The following is a 25,858-nucleotide window of genomic DNA, read 5'->3' on the forward strand; positions in this document are numbered from 1 at the left end:
CCGTCCATTCCAGCATAGCCGGAGTCCGCTTGAGCCAATATCCCGACCGCCTTGAGGGCGGATCACCCTACCCCCTGGGCGCCACCTTCGACGGGCTGGGCGTCAATTTCGCCATTTTCTCCGCCAATGCAGACCGGGTCGACCTTTGCCTGTTCGATCCGAAAGGCCGCAAGGAAATCGCCCGACTGGCCCTGCCGGAATGCACAGATGAGGTCTGGCACGGCTATTTGCCGGATGCGCGGCCCGGCCTGCTCTATGGCTATCGCGTGCACGGACCCTATGCGCCGGAACAGGGGCATCGCTTCAACCCGAACAAGCTGCTGCTCGACCCCTATGCCCGGCGCCTGTCGGGCAGCCTGCGATGGAACGACGTGCTGCACGGCTATCCGGTAAGGGGGCGGCGCGCGGATCTGGGCTTCGACCGGCGGGACAGCGCGGCGGCCATGCCCAAGGCGGTGGTGACTCATGACAGTTTCGACTGGTCCCGCGACGTGCGGCCCAACGTGCCCTGGTCGGAAACCGTCATCTACGAAGCCCATGCGAAGGGACTGACCAAATTGCTGGAGGCCGCGCCGCCGCAGGAACGGGGCACCTTCGCCGCGCTCGCCCACCCCAGGGTCATCGACCATATGAAGCGGCTGGGCGTCACGACGCTGGAGCTGATGCCGATCCACGCCTTCGTGCAGGACCGCTTCCTTCAGGAAAAGGGGCTGCGCAACTATTGGGGCTATAACACGCTCAGCTTCTTCGCGCCGGAACCCAGCTATTTCGCCGGGGATACGCATGATGAACTGCGCGTCGCCGTGCGCCGGCTGCATGCCGCGGGGATCGAGGTCATTCTCGACGTCGTCTATAATCATAGCTGCGAAGGGAGCGAACTGGGGCCGACCCTGTCCTGGCGCGGTATCGACAATGCGACCTATTACAGGCTGGTGCCGGGCGAGCCGCGCTATTGCCTGAACGACACCGGCACCGGCAACACCTTCAAGCTGACCCATGCCCGCGTGATCCAGATGGTGGCGGATTCGCTGCGTTACTGGGCGACCAGCTTCGGCGTCGACGGTTTCCGCTTCGACCTGGGGCTGACGCTGGGGCGCACCGACCATGGGTTCGATCCCAATGCCGGGCTGTTCGACGTGCTGCGGCAGGACCCGATATTGGGCCGGCTGAAGCTGATCGCGGAACCGTGGGACGTCGGCATGGGCGGATACCAGCTCGGCAATTTCCCGCCGGGTTTTGCCGAATGGAACGACCGCTTCCGCGACACCACCCGCCGCTTCTGGCGCGGCGATCCGGGGCAGCGCGCCGATCTCGCCGCGCGGCTTTCCGGCTCCGGCGACCTGTTCGACCGCCGCGCCCGCCGGCCCTGGGCCAGCGTCAATTTCCTCACCAGCCATGACGGCTACACCCTGGCCGACCTCATTTCCTATGAGGAGCGGCATAATGAGGCCAATGGAGAGGATAATCGCGACGGGCATGACAATAATCTCTCGCGCAACTGGGGGGCGGAAGGACCGACCGACGATCCCGCCATCAACGACACGCGCAACCGGGTGCGGCGGGCCATGCTGACGACGCTGCTCGCCTCGCTCGGCACGCCGATGCTGGTGGCGGGGGACGAGTTCGGGCGGACCCAGGGCGGCAACAACAATGCCTATTGCCAGGATAATGAGATAAGCTGGCTCGACTGGTCGATGATGGAGGGTGAGGCCGGCCAGGCCTTGTTCGACTTCACCGCCCGGCTGATCGCCCTGCGCAGGAGCCATCCCGTGCTGCGCGCATCGACCTTCCTCTACGGCCAGGACGGCCCGGGCTCCGGTGTGGGCGACATCGAATGGTGGGACGAGCGCGGGAACCCGCTGAGCGAGGAGGACTGGAACAATCCGGAGGGGCGCGCGCTGGCGATGCGCCGCGCGCACCGATTGGAGGACGGGCGGGTAGAGGCCCTTTCGTTGCTGTTGAACGCCAGCGATGCGCCCATCGACTTCCACCTGTCGGCGCCCTCCGCTTCGCATGAAGTGCTGATCGACAGCGCCCAGCCCGAGCGCGAAGCGTTCGAGATCGCCGGCGATTATGGCGTGCAGGCCCATTCGGCCGTGCTGGTGCGCTGGGTGGGCGAGAAGCCGGACGCATGACGCTCTGGGGCCCTGTCGAACTGGAAGAAGGCCGCTGGCGCTTCCGCCTTTGGGCACCGGACCGGGATGCGGTGACGCTGGAGATCGAAGACGCGGCGCCGATCGCCATGGCCGCGCAGGCGGACGGATGGTTCCTTGCCGAAGCGCCCGCCGGGCCCGGAACGCGCTACCGCTTCCGCCTCGATCCGGAACGGGCGGTGCCCGACCCCGCCTCCCGACGGCAATCCGGCGGAGTCCATGGGTGGAGCGTCATCACGGCGCTCGACCCGCCGGCCGAAAACTGGCGCGGCCGTCCCTGGACCGAAACGGTCATCTATGAAATCCATGCCGGTCTTGCAGGGGGCTTCGCTGGAGTCCGGGCCCGGTTGCCGGAACTTGCGGAACTGGGCGTGACGGCGATCGAACTGATGCCGGTCAATGCCTTCAGCGGGGCGCGGAACTGGGGTTATGACGGTGTCCTGCCCTTCGCCCCGGCCGAAGCCTATGGCTCGCCGGAAGACCTGCGCGCGCTGGTCGATGCCGCCCATGGCCATGGCCTCATGATCTTCATGGACGTGGTCTATAATCATTTCGGGCCGGACGGGAATTATCTCGGCGCCTATGCCTCGCCCTTCTTCCATGCGGAGCGGCATACGCCCTGGGGTGGCGCGGTCGCCGTGGACCGTCCTCCGGTCGCCGCCTTCTTCCGTGAAAACGCGCTGATGTGGCTCAACGACTATGGCTTCGACGGTCTGCGCTTCGATGCCGTCCATGCCATAGGCGACGACCGGTTCCTCGACTGGCTGGCGGGTGAAATCCGCGGCGCCATCGGGCCCCAGCGCCATGTCCACCTGATGTTGGAAAATGAACGCAACGATCCCGACCGGCTCATGCCCGGCCGCTATGACGCGCAATGGAACGACGATTTCCACAATGTCCTGCATGTGCTGCTGACCGGCGAGCGGGACGCCTATTATGCCGACTTCGCCCGGCGGCCTGCGGAAAAGCTCGCCCGCTGCCTCGAACAGGGCTTCATCTATCAGGGCGAAGCCTCGCCGCACCAGCAGGGCAGGACGCGGGGCGCACCCAGCGGACATCTGCCGCCCACGGCCTTCATCGCCTTCCTCCAGAATCACGATCAGGTCGGCAACCGGGCGATGGGCGAGCGGATCATCGACCTGACCGATCCGGCGCGGCTCAGGGCGGCGACGGCGCTGCTGCTGCTGATGCCGCAAATCCCGATGCTGTTCATGGGGGAGGAGGTGGGGGCGCGCAGCCCATTCCTCTTCTTCACCGATTTCCATGACGAACTGGCCGATGCCGTGCGCGAGGGGCGGCGGCGCGAATTCGCCGGTTTTGCTAGCTTTTCCAGCGCGGAAGCCCGCGCGCGCATTCCCGACCCCAATGCCATTGAGACTTTCGGGCAATCCCGCATCGCCGCGGGCGAGGATGCGGAGGAATGGCGCGCCCTCTACCGCAATCTGCTTGCCCTGCGCCACGCCTATGTCGTGCCCGGTCTGGAGGGATGCCGCGCGATCGGCGCCCAGGCGCTGTCCCCGAACTGCGTCAGCGCCCGGTGGCGGCTGGGAACAGGCCGCCATCTTTCCATTCTGCTCAATCTGGGCGACGCACCCGTCGATCCGATCCTGGCCGATCCACCCCTGTTCGCCACCAATTCCCCCGGCGCCCCTGCCAGCTTCGCCGCCTGGATCGAGGAGCCATGAGCGACCTTCACCGCCTTGCCGCCGAAGCCGGGCTGATGCGATGCTGGACCGATGCCGATGGCGCGCGGCAGGAGGTCAGCGACGGCAGCCTGCGCGCCATATTGACGGCGCTGGACCTGCCGGCCGGGACGCCGGAGGAGATCGCCAGAAGCAGGGTCTCGCTCCACCACCGGCTGGATCGCCTGCCGGCCATGATCACGGCGGACCGGAACAAGCCCATCCCCCTGCCCGACCGGCTGCACGACGCGCAATTGCTGGACGAAGCAGGCCATGCCGTCGACATCGGCATGGACAGCCTGCGTCGATCCGGCTTGACGGAACCGGGATATTACCGCCTGGAATCCGCACAGGGCAGCATCCGCATCGCCATCGCGCCGGATCGCTGCCCGCCGATAGGCCGCCGTTGCTGGGGTGTCGCCATCCAGATCCCGTCCCTTCGCGGCTCCGGCGATTTCGGGGATTTCGGCACGCTGTGCGAGGCGGTGCGGCTGCTGGGCGCGAACGGCGCCGATGCCGTGGCGATCAGCCCGGTCCATGCGCTGGACGACCCTGCCCGCTTCGCGCCCTATTCCCCTTCCAGCCGCCTTGCCCTCAATATCCTTTTCGGGGAGGCCGAGCCCATAGCCGCAGCGGATGGATCGGACCTGATCGACTGGAGCAAGGCCGGCCCGGCCAAATTGGCGGCGCTCCGCCGGACTCTCGGCGGTGACGACGCCGGCTTGTTGCAATCCCATGCCCGGCGTGGATTGGATGCCGTCCAGCAGGCGGCGCGGGAGGCGGGCATGGCCATCGGCCTCATCGCCGATCTTGCCGTCGGCGTCGATCCCGGCGGCAGCGACGCCCGATCCGATCCCGCCGCCTTTCTTCAGGGATTGCGGATCGGCGCGCCGCCCGACCCGCTCGGCCCCCGGGGGCAGGATTGGGGGCTGACGGGCTTTAGCCCGCTGGCGCTGGTCGAACGGGGTTTCGAACCCTTTATCGCCATGTTGCGCGCCAACATGCCCGTGGGCGGCGGCATCCGCATCGACCACGGCTTTGGCCTGCAACGGCTCTGGGTCGTGCCGGAGGGACGGGCGGCGAGCGAAGGCGCCTATCTCCGCTATCCGTTCGACGATCTGCTGCGGCTGGTGAAGCTGGAGGCGTGGCGCGCCCGCGCCATCGTGATCGCGGAAGATCTGGGCACCCGGCCTGCGGGCTTCAGCGCCGCGCTGGAGGCGGCGGGCATCCATGGCATGGCGGTGCTGCCCTTCTCGCGCGATGAGGCTGGCGAATTCCTGCCCGCCGCCGCCTATCCGGCGCGATCGGTGGCGATGAGCGGGACGCATGACACGCCGACGCTGGCGGGCTGGTGGACCGGACGCGATCTTGAGTGGAGCCGCCTGCTGGATCGCGGCGGGGACAGCGGAGCGGACCGGGACCAGCACCGCAAGGCGCTGTGGCGCGCCATCGGTGAAGCAACGCCCATGCCCGCGAAAGACGATCCGGACATGGTGATCGACCGGGCGCTCGCCTTTCTGGCCGGGACGCCTTCGTCCCTGCTTCTTGTCCCGATGGAGGATATGGTCGGCATGATCGAACAGCCCAATCTGCCGGGCACCGTCGACACGCATCCCAATTGGCGGCGGCGCCTGCCCGACAGGATGGAAAAGCTGCTCGACCGGCCGGATGTGTCCCGCCGCATCGACCGGCTGAACCGGGAGCGGGGCGCATGATCCCGCGCGCCACCTACCGCCTGCAACTGACCCGCGACTTCCCCTTCGCGGCGGCGGAGGACATCGTTCCCTATCTGGCGGCGCTGGGGGTGAGCCATGTCTATGCATCCCCGATCACGATGGCGCGCAGCGGATCGACCCATGGCTATGACGTGATCGATCCGACCCGCATCAATCCCGAACTGGGGGGCGAAAGCGGCTTCCGCAGCCTCGTCGCCGCGCTTCGCGCGCGGGGCATGGGCATCGTCATCGACATCGTGCCCAATCACATGGGCGTGGCGGGCGGCGAAAACCCTTATTGGAACGACGTTCTTCGCCTTGGGCCGGATAGCCCCTATGCCGGCTGGTTCGACATCGACTGGCAGAGCGGTCCGCTGGTGCTGCCGCTGCTGGGCGCGACCTTGACCCAAGCGATCGAGGATGGCGACATCAGGCTTTCAGCCGGAAACGATCCGCACCTGCTGCTCTATGGCGACCAACGGCTGCCGCTAAAGCCGGGATCGCTGGAACGGGAACCTGACGAGCTGCGCCGCCTGCTGGACATGCAGCATTACCGGCTGGTCCACTGGCGCGCCGCCAATGACCTGCTGAACTGGCGGCGCTTTTTCTCGATCAACGATCTGGCGGGCCTGCGGATCGAGGACGCCGCCATATTCCATGCCACGCACCGGCTATATTTCGACCTGTTCGGGGAGGGGCTGATCGACGGCGTGCGGGTCGACCATGTCGATGGCCTGTCCGACCCCGCCGCCTATTGCCGGTCCCTGCGCGCCGCATTCGATGCGATCCGTTCCGGACCGGATCGCGCCTATATCGTGGTGGAGAAGATCCTGGCCGCGGACGAGCCGCTTTCGCCCGATTGGGGAGTCGACGGCACCAGCGGCTATGATTTCATGAGCGACATGACGGCGCTTCTCCACGATCCGTCCGGTGAAGCGCCGCTCCGGGCATTGTGGCGGAACCTCGATCCCGATCATGGCGATCCGGCCAGGGTGGTGCTGGAGGCGCGCCGCGACATGCTGTCCTGGCAGTTCGAAGGCCAGCTTGCCGCCTGCGTCGCTGCGTTCGCTGCCCTTGCCGGTTCGGCACGGACCGCCGACGCCGCACTGGAAGCCGTCACCCCCGCAATGATCCGCAGGGCGATCGAACGGCTGCTCTGGGTCTTTCCCGTCTATCGCACCTATGGCGACGGCCGCGCTGCGCCGATGAGCGACGCGACGGTCCGCGAACGGGCCTGGAACGCCGTTCAGCCGTACCTCCCCCCCGGCGAGGCAGAGGTGGCAAGGCATATCCTTGACTGGTTGGGAGGCACTGGTCCGGGCGATGCCGATTGCGCTGCGGAGGCCGTGCGGCGCTTCCAGCAGCTTTCCGCACCCATCGCCGCCAAGGGCGTGGAGGACACCGCCTTCTACCGCTACGCTCCGCTGCTATCCGCCAATGATGTGGGCGCCGATCCGGAACGCTTCACCCTTTCTCCGGAGGAATTTCACCGAAGCGTGCAGGCCCGTGCAGAGGTCTTTCCCCATGCCATGCTCGCGACGGCGACCCATGACCATAAGCGCGGCGAGGATGTTCGTGCCCGGCTTGCGGTGCTGAGCGCCGTCCCGCGACTGTGGGAGGAGGCGGTCGGCCGATGGTCGCGCATGGCGGACGAATGCGGCGCCGACATTCATCCCGCTGATCGTTACCAGCTCTTTCAGACGCTTTTCGGCGCCTGGCCGGCATCGGCCGATCAGGCTTTGCCGGAGGATTTTCCCGGTCGTATTTCCGGCTGGCTTGAAAAGTCCCTCCGCGAAGCGCGGCTGCGATCGAGCTGGGAACAACCCGAAGCGGGCTATGAGGCGGACGCCCGTAAGCTGCTGCATCACCTTCTGGCAAAACCGGAATTCACGCAGGACATGGGGGCCTTCGTGGCGCGGCTCCTCCCCGCGGCGCGCGCCGACAGCCTGGTCCAGACTGCCCTCAAATTCACCCTGCCCGGCGTGCCCGACATCTATCAGGGTAGCGAACTGGAAGACCTGAGCCTCGTCGATCCCGACAACCGGCGGCCCGTCGACTATGCACGCCGGCTCCGCCTGTTGGACGAGGGCGACGTGGCAGAGGGGGGGAAGATGGTCCTCATCCAGCGCCTGCTCCGCTACCGGAAGGAGCATCCCGACCTGTTCGCGCTGGGCAGCTATCGTCCGCTTTGCCCGGCTGGCCCCAGGGCGGCGCATATGTTCGCGTTCGAACGCCGTCATGCGGGCGTGCGCCTTTGCTGCGCTGTCATGATCCGCTGCGGACGGATTTTGACCGAACAGGGCGCCCTGCCCCCGGCCCAGTGGTGGAGCGACAGCCGGTTGGAGGGTGAGGTCGATCAGCTGGCAGCCGAAATGTTCGCCAGCACCCCCTATTTCATTAACCTGAGTGAATAAGGAGAAATGTCGAGGAACATAAGCAGGTTCCGCGAGTATACGCCAGAAGCGGCGATCTGTGTACCGGCCGCGTCATGCAAAGCAGGCCCGATGATCGACAGCAATATTCTTCCATGGTTGGCAGCCAACAGCGAAAATATCCAGTTGCACTTCAATGCGCATCATGAAAGCCACACAACGGTTGCGCGTCATCTTCTGCACCGCGAGCGGCTCGGGGACGTGCTGCATTTCGCCGGTCAGGACGCTCGCGCCGCCTGCATCGACAGCGGAACGCTTTGGGAATTGAGCATCCGGCATTGGGACGGCAGCGACACGCATCTGGCCGGGCCGTCGCTCGAACAATGTCTGGCGCTGGCTGAGGCCCTTCTGATCTCCTCGACGCGGGGTGCGCTCGCCGCCTGATCGCGGCGGCAGGTCATGTCCGGCAGGCTGGCGCAATCAGGGCAGGCCTATGCCCGTTATCTCCTCCAGCCTCTGAAGCAGCCGGTCCTGAAAGCCGGTGTCGGTCACTTCGCCGGCAGGCTCCTCCATCTGAAGATCGTGCCAATAGCGACCGCTGACCAGCGCCGCCGGGTCGTTGCTGGCGGCAAGCCAAACCTGAGTCCTGCGGCCTGTGTCTATGTCGACGGGCGCGCTGGCCCCGCCCATGCGCGTGCGCACCCATCCGGGGTCGACGGCGCTGCAGACGACATCCGGCCAGCGGCGCGACAATGCGGCGGCAAGGGCAGCGACATGCAGCTTGGTCTCCGCATAGGCCTTGCCCGCGTCCCATTCGCGCTTTTCCCAGTCGAGATCGTCAAGGGAGCCCTCGCCGCCCCGATGCAGGCTGCTGCTGAGATAGACGAGGCGTGACGGCCGATCGATGAGGGCGGTGAGCATATAGGGCGCCAGGCTGTTCACGGCGAAGATCGTCGCATGTCCCTCTGCAGCCGGTCCCCGGTCCGCCGTGCTGTAGATCCCGGCATTGTGGATGATGGCGTCCATCCTGCCCAGGGCATTGACCTGATCGGCCACGTCGCGTGTTTGGGCGGCGCTGCCGAGATCACCCACGACAAGCCCGCCGGACCGCTTTCCCAGCCCGTCCAGTGCCGCGGCCCGCTCCGGCGAACGCGCATGCAGGATCACCTCATGCCCATCGTCGATCAGCGCTTCGGCGGCGGCACGTCCCAGGCCTTCGGTGCTGCCGGTTATGAAAATGCGCGACATATCGGCTCCTTCCTTTTGCCGGCTTTGCCCCGGCCATATCCAATTGTGAACAAGGATAACGCATGCCGAGACATCCGGCAGCAGCCCGGAACGGACCAAACCGGTCCGGCAATGCACAACCCTTGCCTCAGGGCCGCTCGTTCATCAGCGTCCGGACCAGAAGCTGCATGCTGCCGTCGAATTTCGCGAGCATCACATGATCGTCCGCGGTTTCGAAATGGGTGATCAGCCCCTCTTCGGTCCATCGGTGGAGTGCATAGGCCGGCGGATCGGCAACGATCATCGGGCGGTTGTCCGGAGCGTCCGGGTCCATCGGCCGCATGTCGAGGGCAAGCTGCGGCGCGGTCGACGAGCAGATCGCAATGGTCGTGCCTTTCCACGGCGCCACTGCGGATCGGTGAATATGACCGCAGAGGATCGCTTGCAGATTGGGGCGACCGGCGATCGTCGCAGCGAATCGCCGGACCCAGGGTTCTTCGGGATGGGTGTTCATCCAGTCGATGCCGACCTCCACCGGGGGATGGTGCATGACGATCAGCGTCGGAGTGATGCTGTCCTCGTCCAGCCGCGCGGCGAGCCATTGCGCGCGCCGCTCGCAGAAGGCGCCGCCATGACGCCCCGGCTCCAGCGTGTCGAGCATGATGATCCGCCGCCCATCCTGCGCGATCGCATAATGGACGAAGCCATCCTCCTGGGGAATGTGAGGGAAATGCGCGGCGAAATGCGCCCGGTCGTCATGATTGCCCATGCAGGGCCACACCGGGAAATCGCACTGGCTGAAGGCGTTGGCGAGGCGGCGGTAGCTGTCCGCATCGCCCCGGTCGGTCAGGTCGCCGGTCGCCAGCAACAGATCGGGCCGGTTGGGACCATCATTCAGGGCACGCAGGACCTGGTCCAGCCGCTTGCGGTTGAACTCGGCGGGATTGTCCGGATCGAACCCCAGATGGATGTCCGTGACCTGCGCGATCAGCATTGGTCCTTGCTCCCCTTATTCGTGTCCTCGGCCACTCTTCGGCGCCATCCGCTCCTGCAAAGGCTATGCCGGTTCCGCCGTTTCAACCGGGCTCCCGCCCGCGCAGCAGCACGGGATAGGCTGATGTGCTCAGCGCCTTCCGCCTGTCGGCCGCATCTTTCCCGATCGAACGGCTGGCGGGAACCCATGGCGCGTCATCGCCGGCATGATAGCTGTGACACATGGCGCAACCCGATGGCACGTCCGCCTTGGCCTTTTCCCCGCCATGGCAGGTGCGGCAACTGTCGATGCCGGGCAGCAGCAGCTGCCTGGCATCGTGCGATTTGGGTGCGGCATGGCAGCTTTCGCATTTCTCGGTCCGGTGTGCGGCATGGTCGAACCAGCCGTTCATCATATAGCGCATCGGCTGATGCACCGGCAGCACCTGCCAACCCGCATTGCCGTTCGTGCCCGGCGGCGTGACGATATGGCAGTCGTAGCAGGCGCCGCCCCTGGAGAAGACCGCCGTGACGGCGTCGTCCGCGCGCGACGGACGTGCCGCCGCCGCCCCGAAATAGGCATGGTAGAGCCGCCCCTGCGCATAATCGCCGGGCCGCCGCCGCGCCGTTCCGCCCAAGGCCGCCGGCTGGGCCGGACCGGTCGAACGGAAATAGGCCCGCAGGTCCGCAACCACCTGATCCGGCTGGCCGTGGCGCAGCGTGCGGACGGTGCCGCCGATCGTCTCGAAGGCGAGGCTGTGGCACATCTGGCAGTCGCGCTCCATGTCCACCGGCAGGAAGCGCACGCCGTCGGCGGTCGGCTTGTGGCAATCCTTGCAGGCAAGCGCGTCGCCAAAGCCATATTGCGCCTTCATCGTCCGCGCCATTTTCGCGACGCCGCCGCTCGCGGACAGGTGGATGTCGTGCGGGAATTTGAGGCCGCTATCGTCCATCGGCCTGCTGTCGAGCGATGCGCGGGAGAAACGGGGATGCTGGCCCGGCCGCGCCTGCACCAGCGCGGAAAATTGCGGATGGCTGGTGCCGAAATCGGCGGCATTGCCCAGTTTCGTGTCCTTCAGCCGGTCCTTCAGCGTACCGTGGCAGTCGGTGCAGAAGGCCTGCGCCGTCGGCTGCATCGGACCTGCGCCTTCATGTTCGCGGTGGCAGTCGACGCAGGCGCCCTCAGGCGGCTTGCCGAAGGCGGCGGCCACTCCCGCCAGCAGCTTGTCGCCCAGTCCCCCTTCAGCCCGTGCCATGGCGATGCGGGCGGCCGGTGCATGGTCGTGCGCATCCCTGTGGCAGGTCTGGCAGGCGCTGTCGCGGACCGAGACGAACGCCTTTTGATGGCAGGTTTCGCAGCGGCCTTCGAGGGCGTGGTGGGCCTGGCTGAGCGGACCGGATGACCAGGCCTTGTCGCCTACCATCTTGTAGATGTTGCGCGTGTCGTCCGCGGTACGACCGGCATAGCTCCAGATCGGAATGGCGAGGAAGCCGATCAGGATCGCCAGCGCCAGCGCCCAGGCCATCAGCCGCTTGCCGGGCAGCAGGCCGCGCAGGGAGAAGACCTTCGTCTCCTCCTTTTCCTCCGAGGCTTCGGACACGGCGTCGACGCGGCGGATGGAGAGAATGGTCGCGCCGTCGTCGCCCCGCGACAGGGTGACGCGATGACCACCGAAGCGCAGTTCCGCGCCCTTGGCTGGGTCGATCTCCGCACGCAGCACCGTGCGGCCCTCCAGCTCGAAGCCCAAGGTGCCGGTGGCGCGCACGCGGATGGTGCGTTCGTCGACCTGCTCGATCCGGGCATGGTCGGGCTCCAGCGCCAGGTCGGGCAAGTGGATGTCGCTTTCAGCCGCGCGGCCGAGGGAGAGTTGCGCCTGGGCGATGGTGGCGGCGCGAACGATCTCACGGCCATCGGCGGTGAGGCTGATCTGGCGGACTAGAAAGCTCATCTCAGGCTCACCAGTAGAAGAAGACGCTGACGACATGTGCGGTCAGCGCTGCCAGCAGGGCAAAGGTGGCGGGCACATGGACGTAGAGCCAGATTTCCAGCAGCGCCTTCAGCTTCAGGTGGCGGCGCAGACGGGCCAGCATGGCCTGCTTGCGCTCCAGCAGGGCGTCGATCCTCTCCAGCGGGTCGTTGCCGGTATCGGGCGTCTCGCCCGTCCAGCGGCGCAGCGCAGCCTGCGCCCTCGCCGTGGCGCAGCGGGGATAGCGGCCCGACAGGCGGGCGATCAGGCCGCCGCCGAAGGGATCATCCTCCAGCGACTGGCGCACCAGCGCGGCCTGTTCATGGGTCAATGGCTGCGCGGCATCATGCAGTTGCCGGTCGATGGCGCGCACCGCGTCGAGCATCTGCACCTGCGTCATTTCGGCGCGGTTGTTGCTGAGCGCGGCGGGCAGGGTCGCATAGACGGCGATGCCGAACAGGCCCGACAGGATCACCAGCATCATCAGCGCATAGGCGAGGGTATGGACATTCCATCCGAGCTGGAAGCCGGTGTGCAGCGTGGCGATGACGATCAGGCTGAGGCCGAGATAGACATGGGCGGAGGTCCAGGCCTTGAGCGACCAGCGTCCCCGCGTCATCGCCCGCTTGCGCAGGCCGAGCAGGGTCAGCCAAAGGATCAGCAGCACGCCGATCGTGCCCATGGCATAGCCGTACCAGCTCCCGCCATTATGATGCGGCGTGACGTCGACCAGCATGTAGCTGGCGATCGACAGGACGCAGATCAGCGTCGCGATCTTCAGCCAGCGGAAACCGGCGTGACGAAGAAAGCCGTCATGCAGCACTTCTCCCTTGGCGCGGCGAATGGGGCTGGCGGCTCCGGCAGCCATCAGCGCGCCTCCCCGCCCAGCCGGGCGACCGTCAGGAAATCCTCCGGTGCGACACGGATGGCCGCGCCGGTGGGGCAGGCGCGGACGCAGGCCGGGCCGCCCTCAATGCCGGAGCACATGTCGCATTTGATGGCCTTCTTCGGCTTTTCGACGCCGGGCTCCGCATTTTTGGCGCGCCATTTCTTCGATGGTTCGCCGGGGCCGGGGCCTGCGCCGAAGAACATCCAGTTCAGCAGGCCCGGCTTACTGGGCGGCACGCTGTCCATGCGGATCACGCCATAGGGGCAGTTGCGCTGGCAATTGCCGCAGCCGATGCAGGTCTCGTCGATGAAGACCTCTCCATCGGGGCCGCGATGGATGGCGTTGGGCGGGCAGTCGGCCATGCAGTGCGGATGCTCGCAATGGCGGCAGCTCGTCGGCACATGCAGGTGGGCATAGGTCCGGCCCGCCTCCCGATCGAGGCGGGAGAGGCCATCGTGACTGTCCGCGCAGGCCTTTTCGCAATTGTCGCAGCCGACGCAGAGATGTTCGTCGATCAGCAGCACGTCCGTCGCTTCGCCGATGCCGTTGTCGACCAGGAACTTCGCCGTTTCCGAATACATGTCGACAACGGTGGAGAAGCTGTCCTTGCGGCTTTCGATGAAGGCGTTGACGTCCTGCCGCGCCGCCATGTCGCGGCGGGCGCGTTCCAGTAGGGCGGGCTTGGCGGCCATCAGCCGGGCGAAGGCGTCGCCATTCAGCCTGATGACCTCCGACTTGACGGTCGCCTTGACCGTGGCCGTGCGCGGCCCGCCCGCGATCAGCGCCATTTCCCCCACATAGCTGCCGGCGGGAAGATAGGAGAGGAAGACGTTTTTCCCGCCGATCTTCTTCTCCACGATCATGGAGCCGACCCGGATCACATAGATGTCATTGCCAAGGTCGCCTTCGCTGAGGATCGCTTCCCCCGCCTTCACGGTCCGGATTTCCGCCGTGTCGAGAATGTCGGCAAGATCCGCCGGGGTCAGGCCGGCGCCGAACATCTGGAGCAGTTGCCGTTCGGTCGAGATGCGGGTGATGGCGCGCTTGGCCGGCGGGTTGGAGGACATGAGCTTGAGCGCCGCCGTGCGCGACACCTCCACCATGATCGAGTCCGCGCCCGCCCGCACGGTCGCGCCGCGGCGGCGGCCGGAAATGAGGCCGACTTCTCCGAAGATCGATCCCTGGTCGATGGGTATGTCGACGCCCGGCGCGACCTCCACCAGCGCCTGCCCCCGCGCGATGCCGAAGAGGGAGGAGCCGGGATCGAACTTCTCGAAGATCACATCGTCCCTGCGATAGGCGCGCACTTCGCTGTCCAGCATGAATTCGCGCATCTGGAGCGGAGAAAGGCCCTCCAGGATGGCGACGTTGGCGCGCAGATGCTCCAGCCAGTCCGCGACGCTCTTCTTTTCCGGCAAACCCGCGAATTTGGCGGCGAGTATGGGTTCGTCGGCGGGCTTCAGGTCGCGATTGCCGTTGATATATTCGACGACGTCATAACCCTGGTTCATGCAATGCTTGATCAGCGGATAGCCCGCCAGCGCGCCGATTACGAAAATGCCGGGGGCGGTGCTTTCGAATACCGGCGACAATTTGGGGAAGGCCAGGCGGTCGCCGCTGGTGAACTCAATGCCGCAACTCTCCACAAAGGCGCGCGGCGGGGCGGAACCCATGCGGGCGATGATGCGGTCGCATTTCAGCTTCACCTCGCCGTCGCGGCTGTCGAGCGTGATGAAACCGGGTTCGACCTTCGCCGTGGTGGTTTCGGTCATGATGGCAAGGCGTCCCGCTTCGGCGGCGGCCATCAGCGCCTTGACGTTCGCGGCCTTGGCGCTGGCGAACTCGGTCGAGCGGTTGAGGATCGTGACGGCATTGCCCTGCGCCACGTCGGCGGCCAGGCCCAGGGCGTTTTCTATGCCCGCATCGCCCGTGCCGACGACGAAGATATGCTCGTCATTATATTCCCCCGGATCGTCCAGCTGATATTGGACATGGGGCAGGTCGGCGCCGGGCACACGCATCAGATTGGGATTGCCCTGCGTGCCGATGGCCATGACGACCGCATCGGCAATCACATCCCGCCCGTCGCTCAGGGTCAGTCGATAGGGCGGAGCGAGCCGCTGGATTTCCTTCGTTTCGGTCGTGCCGTCGCGCCTGCGCTCGACGATCTTCTGGATGCTGCCGGGGATGGGATCGCCGATGCCGACAATCGCCTTCACCTCCGCATTATAGGCGACATTGACGCCTTGGTCCGCCGCCTGCGCGTTCCAGCGGTCGAGAATCGCTTCGCGCTTGCCTGCCTCGAAATCGCAGTCGGACCGCAGCACGAGTTGGCTGGGCGTCGCCATCACATGCTTGCCCTTCTGATATTTGAAGATGGTGTCGGACAGATGGTCCGTCTTCTCGATCAGCAGGTGCGAAAGCCCCAGTGCAGCGGCGCGCGCGGCCGCACTCAGCCCCGCCGGCCCCGATCCGACGATCGCGATACGCACGCGGTCAGTCAATGATTATCCCCCAATATGCCCCTGCGTTCCGGCTGTTACCGGATGCCTGTCCCGGGCGGCACTCTATCATTTCCGCAGCGTCACGCTAGAGAAGATCGCGGGGAACAGCCGGGGAGTGGAAGAATAATGGGTTGGAACTGGAGGCGCGTGGTCCTGATGGGCGCGGTCGGCATCGCCGCCCTATCGATCGGCTATAATCTGACGCACGCGCCGGAGGAGACGAAAGCGCCCGTCCTGCCCTCGCCGCTGACGAACGAAGGGCCGAGCGACCCGGAAGCGGCGATCCGCGCGCTACAGGACCGGGTCGGGGCAAATCCCAACGATGCGGAGGGCTGGCAGAGGCTGGGCTGGGCCTATTTCGAGAGCGGCCGCCATGCCGATGCGGTGCGCGCCTATCGCCATGCGACGAAGCTGGCGCCGGGGAACGCCACCTTCTGGTCCTCGCTTGGCGAAGCGGCAGTGATGGCGAGCGAGCGCGATCCCATGCCGAAGGAGGCGGCCGACGCCTTCGACAAGGCGATCTCGCTCGACCCCAAGGACCCCAGGGCACGTTATTTCCTGGCGGTGCGCAAGGATCTGGCGAAGGATCATGACGGCGCGATCCGCGACTGGCTGGCCCTGCTGGGCGACACGCCGCCGGGCGCGCCATGGGAAGCCGATCTGCGCCGGACGATAGAGCAGGTGGGAAAGATCAACGGCATCAATGTCGCGGAGCGGCTGGCGGCGGTGAAGCCGACCGCACCGCATCCTCCCATGGGCGCCGGCATGTCCGTGGCGGCAGCGGCGATACCGGGTCCAAGCCGCGAGCAGATGCAGGCCGCGGCGCAGCTTCCCAAGGGGCAGCAGGATGCGATGGTCGAGGGCATGGTGGCCAGCCTGGAGGCCAGGCTGAAGGCCAATCCGGGCAATGTCGACGGCTGGATCATGCTGATGCGCAGCCGCATGACGCTGGGCGAGACGGGCAAGGCGACGGCGGCCTATGCGCAGGCGCGGTCGGCCAATCCGGCGCAGGCGGGACGGATCAGGGATGAGGCACGGATATTGGGCGTGCCGGGCGTCTGAAACCCGGCTCAGCGCAGCAGAGGCGGCCGCCAGCCCTTCATATCCACCTCGTCGCTGACCTTATAGGGAATCCCCCTGGAGTTCAGGAACAGTCGCTCCATTTCCGGGCGGGTGAAGGGCCGCGAGCCGAGGCGTCCGAACACCGCGATCTGCCCGCCCGTTTCATCGACCGCCCGGTCGCGGTCCAGCCCCTTGGACAGCGCCAAAGCCGCCGAAGGCGTCCTTGCCCAGGCAATCAGTTCCGGCTTGGGCGCGGGTGAAAAGCCATAGAAATTCGGCTGGCTCGCCGGACTGGTGAGCTGGATGACCTTGAGCCCGTTCCGGCCGTCCGCGACATAGGCGAACAGCGACGCATTGGTGGTGCCGACGATCACATCCTCCACATCGGTCATCTGCCCGCCGAACGTCTCCTTCGCGTAGACGAGCGGCCGCAACGGGTTGGTGATGTTGACGATCGCCAGCCCTTCGGACTTGGCCGCGACATAGGCATAGGTCCGGGCGAGATAGATGCGGCGCGCATCGGCCAGCGGCACGGTGGCGGACGGCACCACCACCGGATCGGTGAGCTTCGTCACGTCGAAGAGCTTCAATCCTTCCGCATCCGTGACCCACAGATAGCGGAACTGGATCGCGCTTGCCCGCGCATCCTTCATCGGGCGGACGGCGGCGAGACGGGGGTGGAGCGGATCGCTGAGGTCCACCACCACCAGCCCGACATCCGCCGTGATATAGGCGATCTGCCCCGCCAGCTGGATGTGCCGCGCGCCGTTCAGCACGCCATCGGGGTTCCAGGTCACGGCCCGCTTTAGGAAATTGTTGCGGAATTCGCCATCGGCCATGGTCTCGATATTGACCATGATCAGCCCCTCGACGCTGTCCGTCACCGCCGCATAGCTGTAGATCGGCAGGAACGCCTGCTCCTGATTGATCCGGCGCAGTTCCGGCGTGTTGCGCAGCGGGTTGACCGGCTGGTTGGTGGCCAGCGCCATGCATGTCGCGTTCTTCGACGGCACGCCGCTATTGTGACCCAGCTTCGAGAAAGGCGCGCTCAGGATCGGCTCGGAAAAGCCCTTGTTCGCGATGGACGCCACGTCATAGACGCGGAAACCGCCCTTCCCTTCGGCCACATACATATATTCGCCGCGCAGTTGCAGGCATCCGACGCGCCCCGCCGTGCCCTTCACGACATTGCGGAACTCTTCTACGGCATGGGTCTCGCCCGACGCCTTCTTGTCGAAATATTTGCCGCGCACCCAATCCTTGAGTTCCCGCTTGTTCTGCTCGACATGCAGCTTCCAATAGTCGGGATAGGCATATTTCTGGAGATAGCTGCCGATCACCGCCTGCGGCTCATCCCATTCGGTAACGCGGATCGCCTCGAACCCACCCTCCAGCCCGGTCCAGGCATTCAACCCCACGAAGTTCACGAAATTGGTGCCGAGCAGCAGCAATTGCGACATGATGGCGTTGTTGTCGTCCTTGGCCGACAAATGGCAGTCGGAGCAAGTCTTCGTCTCGGTCCTGCGCACCGTATGCGGGAAATGCGGCGCGAAGGCCTGGGACGAGAAGCCGATGCCGGATATGGGCGGCTGCTGGATGTAGATGCGTTCACGGTTGATGTTGGTGGACGACAGGACCAGCGCCGAAGTCGAGCGAACCGGGGCGGTTTCATTGCCTTTGGTGGTCATATGCTTGCCAAGCTGGAACATCTCGTCCCGCGCCACCTGCGGGTTATAGGTGGCGAAGTTGCGCGTCTCCTCCCCGTCATAATGGTGGAGCGACGTCTTCCAGTTCGCCTCGATGGGCAAATGGCAACCGCCGCAACTGGTCGTCCAACTCAGGTGGCAGGTGAAGCATGCCATGTTGTCGTCGCCATGCGCCCGGTCCGCCTTCGCCACGCCGGGACCGAAGGCGAAGCTGCCATCCTCCGCGCCCGAACGGCTCACCAGCTTGGCGCGGGCGGCCTTGGCGTTGAAGTGCGGATTGGCGGGGTCGACCGAATCCTTCACCAGGCTCACTTCCCACTCCAGTTTCGGATCGACGATCGACCGCTGGATCAGCCGTTGCCGCCCGCTGGCGTCATAATACCATTCGAAGCGCCGCTTGCCGTCCGGATTGCGCAGCAGGGCGAGATTGGTGCCCTTGGGCGGCGCGGCCGGGCCGGAGGTCAGCAACGTCGGATAGGCATCCGCCGTACCGTGGCAGTCCTTGCATCCGATCTCTATGGCATTGGCCACTTCGCCATAGATGAAGCCGTTGCCGTGGCTGTCCTGCGCGAAATGGCAGTCGGCGCATTGCAGGCCCTTTTCGGCATGAATGTCCATCAGGTGCACGGACTTGCCGGGATTGGTGCCGACGGGAACGAACTTCTCCTCCCCCTTCTTCCGCCATTTTTCCGGATCGTCGGGCGAAACGATCCGGCCGTCCGCGTCGAGCAGATTGCCTTCCCGGTCGCGCTTGAACACGCCGCGGAAGTTCCAGCCATGGCCGTGATAGTCCGCGAACTGCGTGTCCTTCGCCCTGTCGTTCAGGTCGTAGACGTTGCGCAGAAATTCCAGGTCCGCCCATTTGCCGCGTGGGGAAGCCCCTTCCGGATTGCGCTCCAGAGTCTCATGCACTTGCGCGGCGGTCGGATATTTCTGCTTTTCCGGCCACATCAGCGGCGCGTCGGACTCATAGTCCCACATCGTATAGCCCAGATAGCTGTTCAGGAAGATATTGGGCTGGTGCATGTGGCAGTTCATGCACTGGGCAGTCGGGATGGCGCGGGTGAAGGCGTGGCGGATCGGATGGCCGCTTTCCTTGACGGCGCCGATAGGATGATCCGGCTTGACGGTCTCGCCATGCGGGCCTTTCAACCCGCCATGGCTCGTCTTGGCCGCGATGGTGGGATCGACCGTGGCGGTCTGCCCGTCGCGGCCATATTGGGCGTAGATCAGGCTGTGGCGCGGCTCGCGGTCGTTGGCGTAGACGACATGGCACCCCGAACAGCCCGAATGGCGATAATCGCCCGGCTGGTCGTTGGTCCCCATGAACCACATATAGGGATCGTTGAGGCGGGTCTTGTGGATGTTGAGCGCCGGAATCGCCACGCGCAAACCCGTTCCGGGGCCGCGATTGGACTGCTTGAGGTCGGGCCGTCCGGGTTCTTCCAGCCGCTGGATCGATCCGGTGGGATTGGGCAGGCCGATTTCGGGAAATTGCGTGCCGATATTGCGGCCGCCGCGTTCGAATACGCGGAAGACGTCGCCGGGCGGGATCACCTGCCATGTCGGCAGCGGATAGAGTTCCGCCAGCGCGCCGCGCGCCTTCTGTTCGGCGGTCAGCGTGCCGGGCGGGCTGCCGGGCGAGACGATCTTCGCGGGTTTCCCATCCTTGGTATAGGCCTCGCCGAAGATGTAGTTCTTGAACGGCACGATCCCATTATTATAGGCCGCCCCGCCCCACAGCATCGCGCCCGACGCCATCAGCGAACGCTCCGCCGCCTCGATAACCTGCATATGGCATGACCCGCAGGCGTCCCGCGCCACGCGATAGTCGCTGGGATTGACGAAGCGCACAAACTCCGGCGCCTCCCGGTTCAGCAACGTGTAAGTCCGCTGCGGATTGGCGGAGGAGGGATAGTGCCAGCTCTTGGGATAGCGCGGCAGCACATGCGCCCTCTCCCGCGCTGCGACATAGGCGGGGTCTTCGAAGCCCAATGCGGGATCGCCCCGCACCGCCGCATTGCCCCCATGGCAGTCGGTGCAGCCCAGCATCACCGCAGGGGTCGCGTGCATGGACGGCTCGTCGGTCTTGCTGTGGCAGCTATAGCAGCCGTCCGATTTCGCCGCGACCTGTTCAGCGGTCTGGCTCATCGGCGCTGGCGGCGCGGGGGCATAGTGGCGCTCGACCGGCTTTTCGGCGTCGGAAGCGTAGAGGATAGCCACGGGAAGGAGCAACGCCGCGAGCACCACCACCACCGTCATTCCCGCGAAGGCGGGAATCCACCTCCCAACCCGTCGTCTGGACGCAGCGCCGGAGATGGATTCCCGCCTTCGCGGGAATGACAGAGGGGAAAAAGGCCAACGCATCAGTAACTCAAGATCAAATTGGCGAGCACCGAATAATAATTCCGGTTGCGCTCGCTATTGGTGAAGAGGTCGCGAAATCCCGCCCCCGGCAACAGCGTCGCGCCCGACAGGCGGAAGACGATGTTCTGCGTCGCATACGGCCGCCAGATCGCCGCGGTCGACAAATCCCAGCCGATGGCCCTGGGAATGCTGCCCTCGTTGCGCAGCGCCCGAAGCGTGGCCGTGTTCTGGAACCAGAGGTGATTGGCGTTGGCCGACAGCCGCAGTTCCGGCATCAGGTCGAAATCGGCCCCCGCGCCCAGCAGCATCGTGCCGGGATTGTTGAAGTTCGACTGCCCCTGTTCCTTCGAGGAACGCAGGGAGTTCAATATGCCGTTGCGTCCGTTGATCCCGATCACGCGCCCACCGCCGGCAAAGGGAATGGACTGCCTGATCCAATAGCTGGTGTCCGCGCCGGCAAAGACGGGATTCTCGAAAATCGCATCGAACCCGTTTTCGCGATTGTCATGGGGATCGCCGTCGCCGCTGGCATAGAGGCCGGAAATACGGAACCGCATCCAGTCCTTATCGACGCTCGCTTCGGCGGCGGCGAAAAAAGCCCTGATCTGCGCGGGCCGCGAAGTGAAGATGCTGTTCCGATCCTCCCCCAGCGCGCCGTAAAGCGACGCCGTCAGATTCAGCCGTCCGATCCGCCCGTCGGCATTATAGCCGAGATAGACGACATCATATTCCCGCCCGCGCAGGTCGCCCAGCAGCGCCGGACGCACCGGAAAGCCGTTATCGTCGATCTCTATGTCCCGCTTCTCGCGGTTCATGTTGTAGACGGCGGTGATCTGGCTGGTGAGACCGGGGATCAGGAAATCCTGCCGGTAGAGATTGGCAAGGAATGTCCAGTCCCTGCGCGGCGACTGCACGACCGAATTGAGGCCGCTATTGGTGTCCTTTTCCAACCGCCAGAAAGCCGCCAGATTGAACTGGAAGCGGTTATTGTCGCGATTGCCGAACAGCCGGATGCCCAATTGCTGATCATTGAACAGAAAGCCGCGGAAATCCGACTGGAAGGGCTGGATACCGACGCGCAGCGAGCGGAAGTCATAGCGGTCCGACGTGTTGGCGAGGTGATAGTCGACAAAGGCTTCCTGCACGCCCAGAAAATGGTCGGTGCGGCGCGACGGCCGGGAGGGTTGCACGAACAGCACGCGGCGTTCGGGCACGTTCACATGATTGACGTTGAGCGCCAGCGTCAGGCGATATTCGATCTCCGGCGGCTTGAAGGCGGTCGCGCCCTTGATGAGCGCCACGCCGCCGATGAAGGTCTGGCTGAACACATAGCTCGCATCCTTGCCGAAGACATCGATGCTGCCCGGCCGCTCCGTCGTCTGCACGCCCACCGGAATCGGGAAGGTCCGTGGTTCCAGCACGGTATCGCTCACTGCATTGGCGACGAAGAACCAGTCGTCGCCCTTGATCGGCAGCCACTTCGCCTTTTCCCGGTCGATCGGCCGGTCGCCCTTCAGCATATTCTGGTTATAGGGATCGAACCAGCGTTCCTTCACCACCCCCAGGCTTTCGATCAGGCGCCAGCGATCCGGGATCGGCACCTGATCGGTCGGAAAGGCCTCCGGCGGCGGCGCTCGAACCGCACCCTTATTGTCCTGCGTCACGGCTTGGGGCAGCGGCGCTTCATAGCCGGGGCGACGGCGGCCCTCTATGGATTGACGGTCGGCATCCAAAAGCTCCTGCCAGTTTTCCGGCGGAGGGGGCGGCACAGGCTCGCCCGGCTGGGCCAGCGCGAACAGGGGCATGAGCGAGACAAGGCCCATCCCCTACAGCCCCGTGCAGACATTTTGCGATGCGCTGTCCAGGAACGGCGCGAAGGGACAGCCCACATAGCGCAGCCGCACCGTCGCATTGCCAAGGTCCACCACGATCCGGTCGGAGCGGATCGCGGCGGGCGCATTGCCGACGCCGCCCATGCGCAGGCCGGCATTGTGCAGGCCAAGGAAGCTGATCATGTCATCCTGATCGATGCCGTCGCCCGACACGCCGATGGCGCCGACCAGCACATTGCCGCGATAGATGGGCACGGAACCGGGAAAGATCTGGATGCCGTTCTGCACCCGGTTCCGGTCGGAGACGGTCGGCACGGCCGAGCAGCGCTGCGGCGCGTCCGTCGCGCTGGCCCCCGTCACGAAGGCGAGATGGGCGGCGAGATCGCCCACCACCAGCGCCGATTGCAAGCCGGTGGAGAAGGGGTTGAACTGCGCTATGGGACGCGAAAAGGGCCCGTTGGGCCGCCCAACCTCGCCATCGGGAAAATAGGGGCGGGAAAGATTGCCATTGGCGCGATCGGTGAAGGCATATCGCCCGGTCAACGCGGACGGATCGTTAAGGAAGGTCCGCGCCTTCCCCACGAAGGCCGCCACATCGGCGCTGCTGCTGCCCAGCAGGTCCGCCGCCGCGTGGGAACCGGAGAAGAAGGCCGCCGTCCGGGCCTTTTGCAGGCTGACGTCGGTGCCGAATATCGGCGCGTCGGGCGACCGGACGATGCCCAGCGCCTGCCCGCGCGTATCGACCAGGCTGATCGTCACCTGCGCCCGGCTGTCCAGCGGCTGGCGGATCTGCGCCCGCGCCCGGCTCATGACGGTGAAGGCTTCTTCGAGGATCGCGGTCACTTCCGCCGTCGTGAGCGGCTGCGCCACATCGCCCGCGTCGGTTCCGGCGCGGATGGGGAAGCGGTCATTGCCCGACCCGTCGGTCAGGACGAAGGCGTCGGTCTTGGAAAATTCTGCGGACCGGGCCCGCCGGACGCCAGACGCCTCTGTACCATAAGCGACACCCGCCAGGATCATCGGTGCGGGATCGCCATAATAGCCGCGCACCGCGACCAGCGCGCCTTCGCTTCCGTTGATCGCGGCGAAGCTCACCGCACCCGTCGCGATCAGCCCGGAATAGGCCGCATCGGAATAGCGCAGCGAGGTGCCGTCCACCGTGATGCGATCAGCGCGGACAGTCTCGGGCGCCTCGAACCCCAGGGTCCCCGCCAGCGCGATATATTCTTCCGGATCATTGTCATCGTCCAGCACATTGCCGTCGGAACCATAGACGCCGTCCGCCATGACGCCGATGCCGCCGACCACCACGCCATTCTTGTAGAGCGGGAAGCCCCCCGGATCGGCCGCCAGCCCCAAGGGCGACCGCTTCGGCCCGATCATCGCCTGCGCGCCCGAGGAGACGAAGCGCGCCGAAAGGTCGGAACAGGGCAATTGGCTGAACTGCACGCCGAACAGCGGCCCGCTTTCCAGCCCGGCCGTGGTCGGCGCGGGCGGAAAATGCTGCTGCACGATCATGCTCGCCGTGCGGGTCGAAAAGGCGTTGCCGCCGCTCGACAGATAGGCGCCGGTGATCGCCTTGGCGATGGCGCCGGCCTCTGCGGGAACGGTCAGGTTCTGCGCGTCGATATTGTCGCCATTGGGTGCGGCGCTGGTGGTGGCGCCTGCCCGCGCGCCGGTCATGCGGAAGACCGTGAGCACATTGCCCACCCGGTCGGTCACGGCGATCACGGCGGGCAGGTTGCGCGCCTTTGCCTCCGCCACGGCATGCGCCACCACGGTTTCGACATCCGCGACCGTCAGCGATTCCTGCGCGGGCGTCCCATAGAGGCTGGCCGGCGTTGGCGTCGGGGTGGGCGCTGGCGTCGGCGTGCCGCTGCTGTCGCCGCCTCCCCCGCCGCAGGAGGAGAGGATCAACGCTGCGCTCGCGGCGAGTGCGCTCAGCCGATGATGCTGCGCCCTCATTGCAGCGCCCCGATGCTGCGCGCCGCGCTGCCCAGTGCGGCGCGGAAATCGCCGGGGCGATAGCCGTTCGGTTCCCTGACGGCTGCATAGGCGCGGTTGACGTCCGCCCGGATGCCCGCCGCCGCGCCGATGGTGACGCGCCCGGATTTCACCAGACCGTTGAGCAGCGTGTCGACCGCCATCACCGCCTGCACCGACCCTTCATAATCGGTGAAGCGCGGCGAAATGGCGCTGCCCGCAATCTCGCGCACGATGGCGAAGGCCATGTCGCCCTGCATCCCGCCAGCCGCAAAGGCATCCGCCAGCGCTCGCGCGCTGCCCGCCAGCCTGCCCGCCGCCGCGACCGCCCCGGCCCGATCCCGCGCAATCGCAGCATGGAAGGCGCGGCTGTCCGCATCGAAGCGCCCGGCCAGTCCCGGCGCAGCCACACGCGCCGCCGCGGACAGCAGGATCATGTTCTCGTCATTGAAGGGCGGCATGCCCGCTGGAATGGGCCGGCCCGGATTGGCTTCCCAGGTCTTGCTGCGCTCCGCCTGGTCGTAGATGCGGCGGTGGCAGCTCTGGCAATCGAAGAAATAGAATTCGGGGAAGGCCCCCTCCGTCCCCTTTTCCCCGGCATAGAGGGTCAGCGCCCGTTCCACCGCCATCGCCTGCCCCACGGCCCAGAGCTTCAGGCTGTCTGTCCGCCCCTTGCGCTGCGCATAGTCGCCATCCTCGTCATGATGCGCCTGCATGGAGGAGAAGAGGTCGAGTTCGAAGGAGATGCGCGGATGACCCGCCGCCATGATGCGGTGCGTGACGAACTGACCGTCCCGCGCGCTGCCGAAATGGCAATCGAGGCAGACCGATGCCCGTGCCTGCGGCCGGTCGAGCGGCGTCATGCCCGCCGCGACATTGGCGGCATGGCTCGCGCCCACGGCATAGTGGGAGGCGATCCAGCCGCTCGCCGGGCCATGGCAGGCCTCGCAGCCGACGCCATCCTGCGTCAGGAAGCGCGCGCCGCGCGCCGCCGCCGGGGTGGAATGGCAGCCAAGACAGGCCGGCGCGGAGGCGGCGTCGCCCAGCCCCAATGTCGCCGCGATCTGCTGGCCGCGCGTGCCGTTCAGCACGGCATGGGCGCGGCTATGGGCACCGCCCGGCGTCGACGGCTCCTGCCACCGCATCAGTTCGTCCTGACGCACGACCTTGCCGTCCCCCTCCATCCGGCCATGGCAGGTGGACCCCGCGCAGGAGGCTACGCCGGTATAGGCGCGCGCCGCCGGCGCGGCATCCGCCACGCCCCATTCGCCACCGGGCAGGCCGGACAGCAGCAGCCATCCCAGCAGCATGACGCACAGCGCCATGCCGCCCAAGGACCTGCCTATCACCCTGCGCTTACCGCCCCCCATTCGTCACGCCCCCGTGCCGGCTGATTCGGACGCTTTCCCCTGCGTCCGCCGTGCATT

Annotated in this window: 15 protein-coding genes; 6 read left to right on the plus strand and 9 right to left on the minus strand. The window is 66.1% G+C overall.

Annotation, left to right across the window (positions count from 1 at the left end):
- Positions 1 to 29 precede the first annotated feature (29 nt).
- From glgX to LDB29_RS24055, 5 genes are all read left to right on the plus strand, one after another.
- Positions 30 to 2,135, plus strand: a complete 2,106-nt coding sequence (gene glgX / locus LDB29_RS24035; RefSeq protein ID WP_257557260.1) for a glycogen debranching protein GlgX — start codon at positions 30 to 32, stop codon at positions 2,133 to 2,135.
- Entirely contained in the window at positions 2,132 to 3,838 is a 1,707-nt protein-coding gene (gene treZ / locus LDB29_RS24040; protein WP_257557262.1) for a malto-oligosyltrehalose trehalohydrolase, read from the plus strand. Before glgX ends, treZ begins: the two co-directional genes overlap by 4 nt.
- The gene (gene malQ, locus LDB29_RS24045; RefSeq protein ID WP_257557263.1) at positions 3,835 to 5,550 is read left to right on the plus strand and encodes a 4-alpha-glucanotransferase; all 1,716 of its coding nucleotides are present in this window, start codon (positions 3,835 to 3,837) and stop codon (positions 5,548 to 5,550) included. Before treZ ends, malQ begins: the two co-directional genes overlap by 4 nt.
- The gene (treY, locus tag LDB29_RS24050; RefSeq protein WP_257557264.1) at positions 5,547 to 7,964 is read left to right on the plus strand and encodes a malto-oligosyltrehalose synthase; all 2,418 of its coding nucleotides are present in this window, start codon (positions 5,547 to 5,549) and stop codon (positions 7,962 to 7,964) included. Before malQ ends, treY begins: the two co-directional genes overlap by 4 nt.
- Before the next feature lie 90 nt (positions 7,965 to 8,054).
- A complete protein-coding gene (locus LDB29_RS24055; RefSeq protein ID WP_044660774.1) occupies positions 8,055 to 8,366 on the plus strand; it encodes a hypothetical protein in 312 nt (103 codons plus the stop codon).
- 36 nt (positions 8,367 to 8,402) lie between these two features.
- On the opposite strand, the gene LDB29_RS24060 is transcribed toward LDB29_RS24055, so the two are convergent.
- The 5 genes from LDB29_RS24060 to LDB29_RS24080 all read right to left on the minus strand — a co-directional run bounded on the left by LDB29_RS24060 (position 8,403) and on the right by LDB29_RS24080 (position 15,469).
- Complete coding sequence (locus LDB29_RS24060) at positions 8,403 to 9,170, minus strand: SDR family NAD(P)-dependent oxidoreductase (RefSeq protein WP_137709017.1); 768 nt, start codon at positions 9,168 to 9,170, stop codon at positions 8,403 to 8,405.
- Between the two features lie 127 nt (positions 9,171 to 9,297).
- A complete protein-coding gene (locus tag LDB29_RS24065; protein WP_061936724.1) occupies positions 9,298 to 10,143 on the minus strand; it encodes a metallophosphoesterase in 846 nt (281 codons plus the stop codon).
- An 82-nt stretch (positions 10,144 to 10,225) separates the two neighbouring features.
- Positions 10,226 to 12,070: a cytochrome c3 family protein gene (locus tag LDB29_RS24070; protein WP_137709018.1), complete on the minus strand. Its 1,845-nt coding sequence runs from the start codon at positions 12,068 to 12,070 to the stop codon at positions 10,226 to 10,228.
- A gap of 7 nt (positions 12,071 to 12,077) precedes the next feature.
- Complete coding sequence (locus tag LDB29_RS24075) at positions 12,078 to 12,956, minus strand: hypothetical protein (protein ID WP_137709019.1); 879 nt, start codon at positions 12,954 to 12,956, stop codon at positions 12,078 to 12,080.
- Entirely contained in the window at positions 12,956 to 15,469 is a 2,514-nt protein-coding gene (locus LDB29_RS24080; RefSeq protein ID WP_137709020.1) for a cyclic nucleotide-binding domain-containing protein, read from the minus strand. Before LDB29_RS24080 ends, LDB29_RS24075 begins: the two co-directional genes overlap by 1 nt.
- Positions 15,470 to 15,637: 168 nt before the next feature.
- On the opposite strand from LDB29_RS24080, the gene LDB29_RS24085 reads away from it, so the two are divergent.
- The gene (locus LDB29_RS24085; RefSeq protein ID WP_099187074.1) at positions 15,638 to 16,543 is read left to right on the plus strand and encodes a tetratricopeptide repeat protein; all 906 of its coding nucleotides are present in this window, start codon (positions 15,638 to 15,640) and stop codon (positions 16,541 to 16,543) included.
- Positions 16,544 to 16,551: 8 nt separating this feature from the next.
- On the opposite strand, the gene LDB29_RS24090 is transcribed toward LDB29_RS24085, so the two are convergent.
- The 4 genes from LDB29_RS24090 to LDB29_RS24105 form a co-directional block, all read right to left on the minus strand.
- On the minus strand, positions 16,552 to 20,511 hold the full coding sequence (locus tag LDB29_RS24090) for an LVIVD repeat-containing protein (RefSeq protein ID WP_137709021.1): 3,960 nt from the start codon (positions 20,509 to 20,511) through the stop codon (positions 16,552 to 16,554).
- 104 nt (positions 20,512 to 20,615) lie between these two features.
- Positions 20,616 to 22,439 carry a hypothetical protein gene (locus LDB29_RS24095; RefSeq protein WP_137709022.1) on the minus strand — a complete coding sequence of 608 codons (1,824 nt, stop codon included), beginning with the start codon at positions 22,437 to 22,439 and terminating at the stop codon, positions 20,616 to 20,618.
- Positions 22,440 to 22,442: 3 nt separating this feature from the next.
- Positions 22,443 to 24,413 carry a heme-binding protein gene (locus LDB29_RS24100; protein ID WP_137709023.1) on the minus strand — a complete coding sequence of 657 codons (1,971 nt, stop codon included), beginning with the start codon at positions 24,411 to 24,413 and terminating at the stop codon, positions 22,443 to 22,445.
- The gene (locus LDB29_RS24105) at positions 24,410 to 25,801 is read right to left on the minus strand and encodes a multiheme c-type cytochrome (RefSeq protein ID WP_103001030.1); all 1,392 of its coding nucleotides are present in this window, start codon (positions 25,799 to 25,801) and stop codon (positions 24,410 to 24,412) included. The genes LDB29_RS24100 and LDB29_RS24105 overlap by 4 nt, the downstream gene beginning before the upstream one ends.
- Between the last annotated feature and the right edge of the window lie 57 nt (positions 25,802 to 25,858).

Origin of the sequence: Sphingobium sp. CFD-2 (assembly GCF_024611135.1) — a bacterium.
Classification (GTDB): domain Bacteria; phylum Pseudomonadota; class Alphaproteobacteria; order Sphingomonadales; family Sphingomonadaceae; genus Sphingobium; species Sphingobium fuliginis.

Bases quoted from the DNA above. Each gene is read 5' to 3' on its own strand.
- treZ (WP_257557262.1), top strand. From the start codon at position 2,132: ATGACGCTCTGGGGCCCTGTCGAACTGGAAGAAGGCCGCTGGCGCTTC.
- malQ (WP_257557263.1), top strand. From the start codon at position 3,835: ATGAGCGACCTTCACCGCCTTGCCGCCGAAGCCGGGCTGATGCGATGC.
- treY (WP_257557264.1), top strand. From the start codon at position 5,547: ATGATCCCGCGCGCCACCTACCGCCTGCAACTGACCCGCGACTTCCCC.
- LDB29_RS24055 (WP_044660774.1), top strand. From the start codon at position 8,055: ATGATCGACAGCAATATTCTTCCATGGTTGGCAGCCAACAGCGAAAAT.
- LDB29_RS24060 (WP_137709017.1), bottom strand. From the start codon at position 9,170: ATGTCGCGCATTTTCATAACCGGCAGCACCGAAGGCCTGGGACGTGCC.
- LDB29_RS24065 (WP_061936724.1), bottom strand. From the start codon at position 10,143: ATGCTGATCGCGCAGGTCACGGACATCCATCTGGGGTTCGATCCGGAC.
- LDB29_RS24070 (WP_137709018.1), bottom strand. From the start codon at position 12,070: ATGAGCTTTCTAGTCCGCCAGATCAGCCTCACCGCCGATGGCCGTGAG.
- LDB29_RS24075 (WP_137709019.1), bottom strand. From the start codon at position 12,956: ATGGCTGCCGGAGCCGCCAGCCCCATTCGCCGCGCCAAGGGAGAAGTG.
- LDB29_RS24085 (WP_099187074.1), top strand. From the start codon at position 15,638: ATGGGCGCGGTCGGCATCGCCGCCCTATCGATCGGCTATAATCTGACG.
- LDB29_RS24090 (WP_137709021.1), bottom strand. From the start codon at position 20,511: ATGACGGTGGTGGTGGTGCTCGCGGCGTTGCTCCTTCCCGTGGCTATC.
- LDB29_RS24095 (WP_137709022.1), bottom strand. From the start codon at position 22,439: ATGGGCCTTGTCTCGCTCATGCCCCTGTTCGCGCTGGCCCAGCCGGGC.
- LDB29_RS24100 (WP_137709023.1), bottom strand. From the start codon at position 24,413: ATGAGGGCGCAGCATCATCGGCTGAGCGCACTCGCCGCGAGCGCAGCG.
- LDB29_RS24105 (WP_103001030.1), bottom strand. From the start codon at position 25,801: ATGGGGGGCGGTAAGCGCAGGGTGATAGGCAGGTCCTTGGGCGGCATG.